The organism is Reyranella aquatilis, from assembly GCF_020880995.1.
Classification (GTDB): Bacteria; Pseudomonadota; Alphaproteobacteria; order Reyranellales; family Reyranellaceae; genus Reyranella; species Reyranella aquatilis.
In genome coordinates, this window is the sequence record NZ_JAJISD010000003.1 from 150,859 (window position 1) to 164,869 (window position 14,011).

The 14,011-nt window shown below is 66.9% G+C and carries 10 protein-coding genes; 8 read left to right on the forward strand and 2 right to left on the reverse strand.

All coding sequences use genetic code 11. The features are described from left to right. Positions 1 to 11 precede the first annotated feature (11 nt). Positions 12 to 1,052 carry a uroporphyrinogen decarboxylase gene (gene hemE, locus LJ725_RS08875; protein WP_268990558.1) on the reverse strand — a complete coding sequence of 347 codons (1,041 nt, stop codon included), beginning with the start codon at positions 1,050 to 1,052 and terminating at the stop codon, positions 12 to 14. 322 nt (positions 1,053 to 1,374) lie between these two features. Here hemE and LJ725_RS08880 point away from each other — a divergent pair, with 322 nt between their 5' ends. From LJ725_RS08880 to LJ725_RS08890, 3 genes are read left to right on the forward strand one after another with little or no spacing between them, the layout of a single operon-like run. Further along, positions 1,375 to 2,208 carry a pyruvate, water dikinase regulatory protein gene (locus tag LJ725_RS08880; RefSeq protein ID WP_230550296.1) on the forward strand — a complete coding sequence of 278 codons (834 nt, stop codon included), beginning with the start codon at positions 1,375 to 1,377 and terminating at the stop codon, positions 2,206 to 2,208. Between the two features lie 18 nt (positions 2,209 to 2,226). Then, the gene (locus LJ725_RS08885) at positions 2,227 to 2,634 is read left to right on the forward strand and encodes a hypothetical protein (RefSeq protein WP_230550297.1); all 408 of its coding nucleotides are present in this window, start codon (positions 2,227 to 2,229) and stop codon (positions 2,632 to 2,634) included. Between the two features lie 22 nt (positions 2,635 to 2,656). Beyond that, complete coding sequence (locus LJ725_RS08890) at positions 2,657 to 3,625, forward strand: Bug family tripartite tricarboxylate transporter substrate binding protein (protein ID WP_230550298.1); 969 nt, start codon at positions 2,657 to 2,659, stop codon at positions 3,623 to 3,625. 83 nt (positions 3,626 to 3,708) lie between these two features. Here the strand turns inward: LJ725_RS08890 and LJ725_RS08895 are convergent, their stop codons facing one another. After that, on the reverse strand, positions 3,709 to 6,501 hold the full coding sequence (locus LJ725_RS08895; RefSeq protein ID WP_230550299.1) for a [protein-PII] uridylyltransferase: 2,793 nt from the start codon (positions 6,499 to 6,501) through the stop codon (positions 3,709 to 3,711). 43 nt (positions 6,502 to 6,544) lie between these two features. Between LJ725_RS08895 and LJ725_RS08900 the strand changes: the two genes are divergently transcribed. The 5 genes from LJ725_RS08900 (at position 6,545) to ligD (ending at position 14,008) form a co-directional block, all read left to right on the forward strand. After that, on the forward strand, positions 6,545 to 7,450 hold the full coding sequence (locus LJ725_RS08900; RefSeq protein WP_230550300.1) for a sugar ABC transporter substrate-binding protein: 906 nt from the start codon (positions 6,545 to 6,547) through the stop codon (positions 7,448 to 7,450). An 11-nt stretch (positions 7,451 to 7,461) separates the two neighbouring features. Beyond that, entirely contained in the window at positions 7,462 to 7,815 is a 354-nt protein-coding gene (locus LJ725_RS08905; protein ID WP_230550301.1) for a ComEA family DNA-binding protein, read from the forward strand. Then, entirely contained in the window at positions 7,812 to 9,152 is a 1,341-nt protein-coding gene (gene mnmE, locus LJ725_RS08910) for a tRNA uridine-5-carboxymethylaminomethyl(34) synthesis GTPase MnmE (protein ID WP_230550302.1), read from the forward strand. Before LJ725_RS08905 ends, mnmE begins: the two co-directional genes overlap by 4 nt. 92 nt (positions 9,153 to 9,244) lie before the next feature. Next, a complete protein-coding gene (locus tag LJ725_RS08915) occupies positions 9,245 to 11,350 on the forward strand; it encodes a catalase (RefSeq protein ID WP_408015731.1) in 2,106 nt (701 codons plus the stop codon). 3 nt (positions 11,351 to 11,353) lie between these two features. Next, entirely contained in the window at positions 11,354 to 14,008 is a 2,655-nt protein-coding gene (ligD, locus tag LJ725_RS08920; RefSeq protein WP_230550304.1) for a DNA ligase D, read from the forward strand. Positions 14,009 to 14,011: the final 3 nt, after the last annotated feature.

Sequence of the window (14,011 nt, forward strand, 5' to 3'; positions counted from 1 at the left end):
AATGGGGAGGATCATGACGAAGGCTTCCAGTTGCGGACGATCTCGACCAGCCGCGCGACATGGTCGGGCGGAGTCTGCGGCACGACCCCATGGCCGAGATTGAACACGTAGGAACCGTGGCCGAGCTTGTCGAGAATGCGCGTGGCCTCGCGCTCCATCGCCTCGCCGCCGGCGACCAGCATGATCGGGTCGAGATTGCCCTGCACGCAGATGTGCGGCTGGATCTCCTTGGCAGCCCAGTGCGCGCCGATGCCGGTGTCGAGCGACAGGGCACTGAAGGTCTCGGGCAGGCGATACATCAGCGCCGCCGGACCGACGGCGCGCGGGAAGGCAAGGATCGGCACGTGTGGATGACGCACCCGCAGGCCCTTGGCGATCCGAACCATCGGATCGAGCGACCAGTGGAAGAGCTGTTCCTCCGGAAGCACGCCCGCCCAGGAATCGAAAAGCTGGACGGCATCGGCGCCCGCGTCGACCTGATGCCCGAGATGATCGACGACCGCGTCGATGAGCAGATCGATCAGCAGCTTGAAGGACTCGGGATGGGCATAGGCCCACTTCTTCACCTTGCCGAATTCCTTGCTGCCGCCGCCTTCGATCATGTAGCAGGCGAGCGTGAACGGTGCGCCGGCGAACCCGAGCAGCGCGGTTTCCCTGGGCAGCTCCGCGCGGGTCCGGCGGATCGCCTCGTAGACCGGCGCCAAGTGCTCCTGCAGCCGCGCCCGGGACAGGCGTCCGAACTGCGAGGGGTCGGTCAGTGCCTCGAGCTTCGGCCCCTCGCCCTCCGCGAACCAGACCTTCTGGCCGAGCGCGTCCGGCACCACGAGGATGTCCGAGAAGATGATCGCCGCGTCGAGCCCGAACCGGCGGATGGGCTGCAGCGTCACCTCGACGGCCTTGTCGGGCGTGTAGCAGAATTCCAGGAACGAGCGCGTGGTCGAGCGCACGGCACGATACTCGGGCAGGTACCGACCCGCCTGTCGCATCAGCCAGATCGGTGGCGTCGGATGCCTCTTTCCGGCCAGCGTCTCCAGGAATTTTCCGCCGCTCAAGTCTCGTCCCTCATGCTTCCTTCTACTCTATTCATAATAGGTTGTAGCAGTAGTAGAGCCTGTGGCACGTGGGGATGCGCCCTATTGGTCATCGGTCCCCAGGCGGCTGTGGATCGGACGGTCCCGATTCCACGCGATTCCAAACCCTGATTCCCGACTCCCAGATCATTCGTCCCGAAGTGTACGCAGGGGACGATAGATCGGACGGCATGGGCGAGTCGTGGCCGGAATCGTGCCGGTTCGAGCAAAAGCCCCGATTGTCCCCGCAATGCTCACGGCAATCCCGCGTTTCTCCCGGCGTCGCCGTGGGGTAAAACGGGCCGTGGCCAACCGGAATTTTCACGTCCATCTCGTGTCCGATTCGACCGGCGAGACCGTGTCGAGCGTCGCACGCGCCTGTCTCGTCCAGTACGAGGGCATCTTCGTGCAGGAACATGTCTGGTCGCTGGTGCGGTCGCCGGCGCAGATGGAGAAGGTCATGCAGGCGGTCGAGCGCGACCGCGGCCCCGTCCTATACACGCTGGTCGACCCGGAATTGCGCGACGTGGTGCGCGATCATTGCCGGCGCCTCCAGCTTCCCTGTGTCGGGGTGCTCGACCAGGCGATGAGCGTGCTGGCGGTGCATTTCCACTCCAAGAGCGAGCAGTGGCCGGGCCGCCAGCATCAGCTGGACGAGGGCTACTTCGACCGGATCGACGCCATGCACTACACGCTGGCGCACGATGACGGCCAGTCCACCCACGATCTCGACGATGCCGACGTCATTCTGGTCGGGCCGTCGCGAACCTCCAAGACCCCGACCTGCGTCTATCTCGCCAATCGCGGGGTGCGGGCGGCCAACGTGCCGCTGGTGCCGCAGGTGCCGCCGCCGGTCGAGCTGGAGGAGGCCAAGCGGCCGCTGGTGGTCGGCTTGATCACCGATCCCGAGCGGCTGGTGCAGATCCGGGTCAACCGGCTGAGGCTGATGCAGCAGGACACCGAGACGGACTACACCGACATGGACACGGTCCAGAGCGAGATCCAGGAGGCCCGCCGTCTGTACGCCCGCCGCAAGTGGGCGACCATCGACGTCACGCGCCGCTCGATCGAGGAGACCGCGGCTGCGATCCTGCAGATGCTGGCCACACGCCGGGAGCAGCGCCTGCAATCCACCTGAACGAAGCGGGAGGTCACCATGAAGGCAGTCCTCGTTGCGTTGAGTTTGGTCTTGTCGGGAACGGTGGCGCTTGCCGCCAACGGGATCGACGTCAGTCGCGGCAACGATTCCAACGTCTACGGCAACTGCGTGCCCAGCCTGATCGTGGAGAACCGGTCGGGCGAGACGATCGACTATCTCCAGGTCGACGTGGTCCTGGCTTTGCGCGATGGCCGTCAGCGCACGGTCGAGCTCAAATCCGGATACCGGGAGGGGGTTCCCGCTCCCATTGCCCCCGGGGCCCGGACCATGCTTCGCCAGCATCTCGACACCTCCCGTGCGTTGGGCGTGCCCTGTGGCGAGGTGGCCGAGCGGCGGGTTTCACGGACGATCTGTGAAACGGCGCGTGGCACGGGGTGTGCATCTTCGGTTAGTGTGCAACCCTGAGCATTCGAGCCGAGGCATCTCCATGAATTTTCGTCGTAGGACCGTGCTGGGCGCCGTGGGTGCCTCGTTTCTCGCCGCGCCGGCCCTTGCTCAGGACTATCCGAACAAGCCGCTGAAGATGATCGTGCCCTACCCGCCGGGCGGTGGCACGGACGGGCTCGGCCGCATCACCGCGCAGTTCCTCTCGGAGAAGCTCGGCCAGCAGATCGTCATCCAGAATGTCGGCGGCGCCTCCGGCACCATCGGTTCCGAGATGGTCCGGCGCGCCGATCCGGACGGCTACACCATCCTGTTCAACGCCAGCCTGTTCGTACTGGGCAAGACGGTGGTCCCGTCCTGCCCCTACGATCCGCAGACGGACTTCCGCGCCATCGCCCAGGCGGGCGAGGCGCCGCTGGTCTTGCTGGCGAACAACAATGTGCCGGGCGACGACTATGCAAGCACCATGGCGGCCGTGGCCAAGGACCCGAAGAAGTTCTTTGTCGCCATTTCTTCCGGCGGTTCGGCCGGACACATCGCGATGCTCGCATGGCTGAAGCGGATCGGGCTTCCGCTCGACCAGATCCTCTACAAGGGCACCGCGCCGGCCAATACCGACTTGATGGCCGGCAGCGTCCAGTTCTTCATGGACCCCTGGACGGCACTGCTGCCGCTCGCGACGTCGGGACGGGCCAAGGGTCTGTTCGTGACCTCGAAGGAGCGCACGCCCCTTGCTCCGAATATCCCGACCAGCGCCGAAGTCGGCCTGAAGGATTTCAACCTCAGCTCCTGGTACGGCGTCTGGGCGCCCAAGGACACGCCCGAGCCGATCGTCGCCCGGCTCGCCGCCGGCATGGCGGCGGTTTCAAGCGACAAGGCCTTCATCGAAAAGACCACGTCGCTCGGCATCGTCCCGACCGCCCGCGGCCCGAAGGACTTCGCCGCCTTCATCAAGCAGGAGGTCGAAACCAACACCGCGCTCCTGAAGGAAGCGAACTTCAAGCCGGAGTGACGGCTGTTGGGGGCGTGCCACTCTGGGACGCGTCTAGTTTTTCCGAGACGATGATCGCGCCCCGGAGTGGCGCGCGCACATCTCTATTCGGCCGCCTTCGCCACCGGATCGAAGCGGGTGTCGAAGTCGCGGATGGCGGCTTCGACGGTGGTCGAGATCTGCTTCAGCTTGTCGGCATTCACGACCTTCAGGCCGAACAGGTCCTTGACGTAGAACACGTCGACGGCACGTTCGCCGTAGGTCGTGACATGGGCAGTGGCGATCTGCAGGTTGAGACGCGTCAGGGCGCGCGTGACGACGTGCAGGAAGCCCGGCCGGTCGCGGCCGTTGACCTCGATCACGGTGAAGGTGTCCGACGCGTTGTTGTCGATCAGCACGCGCGGCTCGACGGTGAAGACGCGGTCGCGCTTGGGCCAGGAGCCGCGCTGGCTATCGAGTTCCTTCTGGATGTCGAGCCGGTTGGACAGGGCCAACTCGACGCGGGCGGCGAGTCGCGCCAGCCGTTGCGGCCCGTCGAACGGCTTGCCCTCCAGGTCCTGGATCCAGAAGGTGTCGAGCGCCATGCCGTTGGCTAGGGTGAAGATCTTGGCATCGACGATGTTGGCGCCGCTGATCGCCATGGCGCCGGCGAGACGCGCGAACAGGCCGTGCGTGTCGAGCGTGTAGATCGTGACCTCGGTGACCGAACGCGCATCGTCGATGCGATGCTCGATGGCGAGAGGCTGTTTCGCACGCTCGGCCCCGCGCACCAGTTCGGCCTGGCGGACCAGCGTGTCGATCGGGAAGGACAGCCAGTAAGAGGCGTAGCCGCGAGCGAAATGCTCCTCTTTGTCGGTTTCGCTCCAGCCGGGCAGCTGTTTGGAAATCTCGCCCTGGATATGCTTGATGCGCTCGGCACGGCCGCCGGTCAGCGTGCCGCCAGACAGGACCTGCTCCGTGGCACCGTAGAGCTGGCGCAGTAGCGCCGCCTTCCAGTTGTTCCAGACGTTCGGTCCGACCGCGCGGATGTCGCACACCGTCAGGACCAGCAGCAGCCGCAGGCGCTCGGGCGACTGGATCAGGGCCGCGAAGGTCTCGATGGTCTTGGGATCCATAAGGTCGCGCTGAAAGGCGGTGCCCGACATGGCGAGATGGTAGCGGACCAGCCACGCCACGGTTTCGGTCTCGGCGGCCGTCAGGCCGAGGCGTGGGCCGAGCTGCATCGCCACATCGGCGCCCAGCACCGAATGGTCGCCGCCGCGCCCCTTGGCGATGTCGTGCAGCAGCACCGCGAGATAGAGGACGGGGCGCGACAGGATCTTGTGCACCACGTCGGCCGACAGCGGATGGTCTTCCTTCAGAACACCCGACTCGATCTTCGAGAGGATGCCGATGGCGCGGATCGTGTGCTCGTCGACCGTATACGTGTGATACATGTCGTGCTGCGTCTGCGCGACGACGCGGCCGAAATCGGGCACGAAGCGGCCGAACACGCCGGCCTCGTTGAGCCGCCGCAGCGTCGTCTCCGGATCGTGGCGCGACGTCAGCATTTCCATGAAGAGGCGGTTGGCCTCGGGATCGTTCCTCAGCCGGTCGACGAGGCGGATGTTCTGCGTGATCAGGCGCAGGGTCGCGGGATGGATGTCGAGATCGTTTTCCTGCGCGACGTGGAACAGGCGCAGGATCGCGACCGGATCCCGGTTGAAGGTATCCGGCGCTGCCACCGCGAGGCGCTCGCCATCGAGCCGGAACCCTTCGAGCTCGCGTGGCCGCAACGTCTGCCAAAGCGCAGCGAGCTTGGGCTTGCGACGCCGGCTGTCCTCGAGCGCGGCGACGAAGATGCGTGTCAGATCGCCGACCGTCTTGGCATGCAGGTAGTAGTGCTTGGTGAAGCGTTCGACTCCGCGGCTGCCCGGCCGGTCCTGGTAGCCAAGGCGCGCGGCGATCTCGCGCTGCAGGTCGAACGACAGGCGATCGTCGGCCCGGTTCGTCAGATAGTGGATGTGGCAGCGGACGGTCGAAAAGAAGCGCTCGGCCCGCTCGAAGTGGCGTGCCTCTTCCCGCGTCAGCACGCCCTTGGCGACGAGTTCGCCGGGCTCGCTGACGCGATAGAGATACTTGGCGATCCAGAACAGCAGGTGCAGGTCGCGCAGCCCCCCCTTGCCTTCCTTCACGTTGGGTTCGACGACGTAGCGCGAATCTCCCATGCGGTGATGTCGCTGGTCGCGCTCGGCGAGCTTGGCATCGACGAAGTCGCGACCGTCGCCGATGTAGAATTTCTGTGCGAAGCCGCGCTGCAGTTCGTCGAACAGCGCGCGATCGCCCCAGAGATAGCGCGCTTCCAGCAGCGCCGTGCGGATCGTCTGGTCGCGTTCGGCGTAGCGCAGACTCTCCTCGACCGTTCGCGTCGCGTGGCCGACCTTCAAGCCGAGGTCCCACAGCAGGTAGAGCATGAACTCGACGATCTGCTCGCCGCGCGGCGTTTGCTTGTAGGGGCGCAGGAACAGGAGATCGATGTCGGACAGCGGCGCCAATTCGCCCCGGCCGTAACCGCCCGTCGCCACCAGCCCCAGCCGCTCGGCGGCGCTGGGATTGGCGGCGGGATAGGCGTGTTGGTCGGCGAAATCGAACAGGACCCGGATGATCTGATCCATCAGATAGGAGGTGGCCGCCAGTACTGCCGGCCCGTCGTTCTTCAACGGGCCCGGCTCCTCGAAGCGGCGGCGGATCTCCGCCCGGCCGGCGGTCAGGGCATCCCGCAGCAGGGCGAGCACCGGCGCACGCGGCGGCTCGCCACCAGGGGGCATGTCCTCGGCCAGACGGGCAAGGCTCTCCTCGAGCTTGCGGCGCCGGACGATGACACGGCGGTCGGGGATGTTGTCATAGGGCTGGGCCATGGCCGGCGGATACTACAGGGCGCCGCTGCCCTAAAGTAGGGCCATGCGCTCGCTTCCGACCCGGCCTCCGATCCTCGCGGTTTTCACGAAGAACCGCGTAAATCCTGCCTATGACGCCGCGCGGCTGGCCGTGGACAGGGTCGCGGCGCAGGCCGGCGCTCTCACGGCGCACTACGTGCCCGCGACGCCCGACCATGTCGGCGAGCAAAAGGCGCTGGTGGCGGAGGCGCTGGCCGGGCGACCGGATGCGGTCCTTTTCAACCCGACCGACGATGTCGCCATGGTGGAGGATGTCGCGCGAATCACCGCGGCCGGAATCCCGGTCGGCGTGTTTATCAACCGCATGGCTGTGCCCGTCGTGACCTTCGTGGGCTCCGACGACATCCGGGTGGGCGAGACTATCGCCCGCGCCCTGTTCCGGGGGCTGGGAGGCACCGGCAAGATCGTGGCGCTGGACGGCACGCCGGGCGCCCGTACCGCACGGGACCGGACCGAGGGTCTGAAGCGGGCGCTGGCAGACCATCCCGGCATCGAGCTGGTGGGATCTCGGGTCGGCTACCTGCAGGAGGCGCCCGCGCGGACCGCGATGGCCGGGTTGCTGCGGGCCCATCCGCGGATCGACGGTGTCTGGACGGCCAACGACGTCATGGCCTTCGGGGCGCTCAAGGCCCTGGAGGAAGCCGGGCGGACCGCAACTGTCGTCGGCATCAACGGGCTGCCGGCAGCGATCGATCACATCGAACGCGGGACCATGCTGGCCAGCGTCGACTTCAGCGCCTTCAACATCGCGTCCATCGCCGCCCAGGCCGTCCTTCGTCATCTTGCCGGCCAGCCCGTACCGGGCGAGATCATGGTGCCGGCGGAGTTGATCGAGCGGTCGAATTGTCACCGCTGGAAAGTGCCCTTCGAGCGGCGCCCCATCCCGAATTGGACCGATTTCGTGCGATAATGCCGAGAATCATGTCGTTCAAAGTCATCCTCGCGACGGTCGCAGCCCTGCTGGGGTCGGTGGCGATCATCTCACCGGCCGCGGCCCAGGGCGCTCGTCCAGCGTCGCCGGCCGCGCCTGCCACAGCCGGGCAGATCGATATCAACAGCGCCAGCCGCGACGATCTCATGTCGCTCGACGGGATTGGCGAGGTGCGCGCCGACGCGATCATCCGGGCGCGTCCCTTCAAGGCCAAGACCGAACTGGTCGAGCGGCGGCTCATCCCCGAAGCGGTGTACGAGAAGATCGCCGACAAGGTGATGGCGCGTCCGCCGGCCGCGCCCGCGCCGGCGCGCCCCGCGCAACCCGCACCACGGCGGACGTGAACGACGCCACGATCTACGCGCTGGGCACGCCGACGCCCACGCGCGCGCATCCCGGTGCGCTCGCGGTCATCCGGATGAGCGGACCGCGCGCCGGCGACGCACTGGAACGGCTCACGCGCAAGCCCCTGCCGACGCCGCGCCGCATGGCATTGCGCACCCTGCTCGATCCCTCGACCGGCGAGGCTTTCGACAAGGGCCTGGTCGTGTGGTTCGCCGAACCGAACACCGAGACCGGCGAGCCGATGGTCGAACTACATCTGCATGGCGGCCGTGCGGTGGTCGGGGCCGCGCTTGACGCCATCGCCCATCTCGGCTTCTGCCGGCTCGCGGAGCCCGGCGAGTTCACACGCCGCGCCTTTGAGAATGGCAAGCTCGACCTGACCGAGGCCGAGGGGATCGCCGACCTGGTGGCGGCGGAGACGGCGGCGCAGCGGCGGCAGGCGCTGCAGCAGATGGATGGCGCGCTGCACCGTCTTTACGAGGACTGGCGGTCCCGCGGCCTGCGCGCGCTGGCGCACCTCGAAGCCGCCATCGATTTTCCCGACGAGGATTTGCCCGAGGGCCTGGCGGGCGAAGTGCGGGTCGCCATCGCCGCCCTGCAGGCCGAGATTGCGAGCCACTTGGCGGACCGGCGCGGCGAGCGCCTGCGCGACGGCCTGTCGATCGCGATCATCGGCCCGCCCAATGCCGGCAAATCCTCGCTGCTCAATCTCCTCGCGCGACGCGAGGCGGCGATCGTGTCGGAAACGGCCGGCACCACGCGCGACGTGATCGAGGTGCATCTCGATCTCGGCGGCTGGCCGGTCGTGCTGGCCGACACAGCGGGGCTGCGCGAATCGACCGACGCCATCGAGCAGGAGGGCGTGCGCCGCGCCCGCGCCCGCGCCGCCGCCGCCGACCTGCGGGTGCTGGTGCTCGATGCGTCCGGCGACTGGCGTGGCCAAATGCGCGCCATCGTCGGCGCCACCGAACGCTGGAATCCGGCGCTCGACATCGTCGTGGTGAACAAGACCGACCTCGCCGCCGTCACCGACGACGGTGTCGTCGCCCTGTCGACGACCGGCGGCGTGGGCCTGGCCGACTTGCTGAACCGGCTGGAACGGTCGGCCGAGGCCTCGATGCAGGACGGCGCCGGCGCGCCGCTCACCCGCACCCGCCATCGCGAGGCGCTGGTCGAATGCCGGGCGTCCCTGGAACGCGCGCTGTCCGCGCCCGAAGTCGCCCTAGCGGCCGAGGATGTCCGGTTGGCCATGCGCGCGATCGGCCGGATCACCGGCACCGTCCGGATCGACGAGTTGCTCGACGTGATCTTCCGGGACTTCTGTATCGGCAAGTAAGCCCGCACGGTCTCACCCCTCGCTTCACGAGCCTTGCAACGAACTGGGCGCGGCCACGTTCAGGTCGCGGCCGGAATCGCGAAAAAGTGAGGATGATCGTGCGGAAACCCAAAGTTGCGGATTTGAAGACTCGTTCGGGCGGCGGTCAGGAGCGGCGCCCCGGCGGCGAGACGCACCAGACTGCCAGATCGGTCGACCAGACGCTCACGACGAACCAGGGCGTGGCGATCTCCGACAACCAGAATTCGCTGAGGAGCGGCGAGCGCGGACCGACGCTGCTCGAGGACTTCGTGCTGCGCGAAAAGATCACGCATTTCGACCACGAGCGCATTCCCGAGCGCATCGTCCATGCCCGCGGCAGCGGCGCGCACGGTTACTTCCAGCCGCTGAAGAACCTCTCGAATCTCACCAAGGCGGCGTTCCTGCAGGATCCGAAGAAGAAGACGCGGGTGTTCGTGCGCTTCTCGACGGTGGCGGGCGGCGCGGGCTCCGTCGACACGCCACGCGACGTGCGCGGCTTCGCGGTGAAGTTCTACACCGAGGAAGGCAACTTCGACTTGGTTGGCAACAACATCCCGATCTTCTTCATCCAGGACGCCATGAAGTTCCCGGATCTGGTCCATTCGGTGAAGATGGAACCCGATCGCGCCTTCCCGCAGGCCGCTTCGGCGCACGACACGTTCTGGGACTTCGTCTCGCTGATGCCCGAGAGCATGCACATGCTGATGTGGGCAATGTCGGATCGGACCATTCCGCGCTCGTTACGGCATATCGAGGGCTTCGGCGTCCACACGTTCCGGCTGGTCAACGCGCAGGGCGAGTCGACGTTCGTCAAGTTCCACTGGCGGCCCACGCTCGGCGCCTTCTCCACGCTATGGGACGAGGCGGTGAAGATCGCCGGCGCCGACCCCGACTATCAGCGGCGCGATCTCTGGGAAGCGATCGACAGCGGCAACTTCCCGGAATGGACCCTGTCCATCCAGGCTTTCGACCAGAAGACCGCCGACGAACTCGACTTCGACATCCTCGATCCCACCAAGCTGATCCCCGAGGAGGTCGTGCCCCTCACCCCCATCGGTCGCATGGTGCTCGACCAGAACCCGGTGAATTTCTTCGCCGAAACCGAGCAGGTCGCCTTCCATCCCGGCCACATCGTCCCCGGCATCGACTTCACGCCCGATCCGCTGCTGCAAGGCCGTCTGCATTCTTATCTCGATACGCAGTTGAGCCGTCTGGGTGGACCGAACTTCCACGAGATCCCGATCAACAAGCCGGTCTGCCCGATGCGCAATTTCCAGCGCGACGGACACATGCGCATGGCGGTGCCGCCGGGCCGGGTGAACTACGAGCCGAACTCGCTCGCCCCCGACAGCCCGCGCGAGAACCCATCTCGGGGCTTCGCGAGCTTCCCCGATCCCAATGCCGGACCGAAGACCCGCGAGCGGCCGGAATCCTTCGCCGACCACTACTCGCAGGCCCGCCAGTTCTGGCGCTCGATGACGCCGCCCGAGCAGGCGCACATCGTGAACGCCTTCACCTTCGAGTTGAGCAAGGTGGTCACCCCGGCGATCCGCAAGCGCATGCTGGGCCATCTCGACGTCATCGAACCCGAACTGGGCCAGCGGGTCGCCACCGCGATGGGCATGGCCGGTGAGGCCGAGAAGATCAGCCCTGCCGTATCCCCGCGCGACGATCTCGATCCGTCGCCGGAGCTCAGCCTGATCGCGAAGGCGCCCAAGACCATCCAGGGCCGCACGGTCGCGGCACTGGTCACGGACGGCAGCGATGCGTCGGCCGTCAAGAAACTGCGGGACGCACTGAAGAAGGAAGGCGCCCAGCTCAAACTGGTGGCGCCGAAGGTCGGCACGCTCCAAGGCGGGCTGGTCCCCGACATGCAACTCGATGGCGCGCCCTCGGTGTTGTTCGACGCGGTCGTGGCCCTGCCGTCCGAGGCCGGCGCCAAGGAACTGACGGGTGTCGCGGCCGCCATCGACTGGCTGCGCGATGCCTTCGGGCACCTGAAGGCGATCGGGTTCAATGGCGCCACGCAGCCGTTGCTGGCCAAGGCCTGCATCGAAGCGGACCCGTCGATGGGCATCGTCGCCATAGACGGCAAAGGCGGCATCGAGGCCTTCATCGGGACGGCGAAACGGCACAAGATCTGGGAGCGTGACAAACTGGTGCGTCCCCAGCGGTGATCCATGCGGAAGGACAGCCTTGCCTCCTATCGCGCCAAGCGCGATTTCACCCGGACGGAGGAGCCGTCGGGCAAGGCGTCCGTCCCCAAATCGAAGCAGCTGCGTTTCGTCATCCAGCGGCATGACGCAACGCGGCTGCATTACGATTTCCGTCTCGAGCTCGATGGCACCTTCAAATCATGGGCGGTGACCAAGGGTCCGTCGCTCGACCCCACGGTCAAGCGGCTGGCCGTCGAGGTCGAGGACCATCCGCTCGACTATGGCGATTTCGAAGGCACGATTCCCGAGGGCCAGTATGGCGGCGGCACCGTCCAGCTCTGGGATCGTGGCTACTGGACTCCCGAAGGCGACCCGCATGAGGGGCTGAAGCGTGGCGACCTCAAGTTTACCCTGGCCGGCGAACGGCTCGAGGGAAGCTGGGTCCTCGTACGCATGAAGTGGGACCGCAAGGGTGGAAACAAGGGCGCCAAGGCGGGCGGTCGCACGAACTGGCTGCTCATCAAGCATCGTGATCGGGCGGCTTACGAAGGCGACGGCGACAGGCTTCTGAAGGATCCCAAGTCGATCGCATCGGGCCGCACACTAAAGGAGATAGCGCTCGGCACGGGCAAGGCGCCCAAGCCTTTCATGTCGGGCAAGAGGCGCGGCGCGGGTGCGGTGTGGCAGAGCGACGAGAAGGATGGCGGCGACACGGCGTCGGCGCCGCGGCGCAAGGCCAAGGCGAAGAAGATCGCGGCGATGCCTCGGTTCGTCGAACCGCAGCTCGCCAAGTTGGTCGAGCGCGCGCCCGGTGGCGCCGGCTGGGCGCATGAGGTGAAGTTCGACGGCTATCGGCTACAGCTTCGCGTCGAGAAGGGCGAGGCCACGCTGCGCACCCGCAAGGGCCTCGACTGGACGCGGAAATTCGAGGCGATCGCCAAGCAGGCGGTGACGTTGCCGGACTGCATCCTCGATGGCGAGGCGGTGGCGCTGGACAGCCATGGCGCGCCGGACTTCGCGGCGCTGCAGGCCGCGCTTTCCGACGACAAGTCCGAGGATCTGATCTTCTTCGCCTTCGACCTGCTGTTCCTCGAAGGCGAAGACTTGCGACCCCTGCCGCTGTCGGAACGCAAGGCCCGCCTCAAGTCCTTACTCGACGGGATGAAAGGCAGGCATCCGGGACTGCGCTACGTCGATCATTTCGAGACCGGCGGCGATGCGGTGCTGCAATCGGCCTGCCGCATGCATCTCGAGGGCATCGTCTCCAAGGAGCTGGATGCGCCCTACAAGTCGGGCCGCGGCAATAGCTGGACCAAGGCCAAGTGCCGCGCCGGGCACGAGGTGGTGATCGGCGGCTGGACCAGCGAGGGCCGCCGGCTACGTTCGCTGCTGGCGGGCGTCCATCGTGGCGAGGGCAAGCAGCGCAAGCTGGTCTATGTCGGCCGGGTCGGCACCGGCTTCGGCGAGAGCGTGATGCGCTCGCTGGTGCCGAAGCTGCGCGCGGTGGAGAGCAAGACCAGCCCCTTCGCCGCAGGCGCCAGTCCGCCGAAGGAAGCCAACATGCATTGGGCCCGGCCCGATCTGGTGGCCGAGATCGAGTTCGCCGGCTGGACCGGCGCCGGCAACGTGCGCCAGGCGGCCTTCAAGGGGCTGCGCGTCGACAAGCCGGCCGAGGAGGTCGAGGCGGAAGTCGCCGCGAAGCCGGCGAAGACAAAGATGGCCAGGCCTGCGCCGCGCCAGGTGGCCGGACGCCGGAAAGGCACGGCCACGCCGTCGGATCGGGCCATCGTAATGGGTGTGTCGATCTCCCATCCCGATAAGCCGCTCTGGCCCGACGAGAAGCCGCCCGTCACCAAGCTCGAGCTGGCGAAATACTACGAGGCGATCGGCGACTGGATGATCGATCATATTGCCGGCCGCCCCTGCTCCATCGTGCGGACGCCCGACGGGATCGACGGCAAGCAGAAATTCTTCCAGCGCCACGCCATGCCGGGCTCTTCGCACCTCCTGTCCGAAGTGAAAGTGAGCGGAGACAGGAAGCCATATCTCCAGATCGATCGGGTGGAGGGTCTCGCGGCGGTGGCGCAGATGGGCGCCACGGAACTGCATCCGTGGAACTGCCAGCCGGGCCAGCCGGAGCGGCCGGGCCGTCTGGTGTTCGATCTCGATCCGGCGCCCGACGTGAAGTTCACTTCCGTGATCGCGGGCGCCCGCGAGGTCGCCGCGCGCCTGCGGAAGCTCGGCCTGGTGCCCTTCTGCAAGACGACGGGAGGCAAGGGGCTGCATGTCGTGGTGCCGCTTAAGGACGATGTGAAGTCGCCGGACTGGGACACGGCCAAGACTTTCGCGCGCGAGATCTGCCGGCGGGTCGCCGAGGACGAGCCCGGACTTTATGTTATCAAAATGTCGAAGGCCGAGCGGACGGGCCGGATCTTCCTCGACTATCTCCGCAACGACCGGACCGCCACCGCGGTCGCACCCCTGTCCTCGCGCGCGCGCCCGGGCGCGCCGGTATCGATGCCCATCGAGTGGACGCAGGTGAAGGCCGGTCTCGATCCGATGAAGTACACCGTGCGCACTGCGCCGGCGCTGCTGAGGAAAAGCAAGCCGTGGAAGGACTATGCGACATCGGCGAAGCCCCTGCGCGCCGCCATCGAGAAGCTCGTGAAGTCGGAGTAAAGA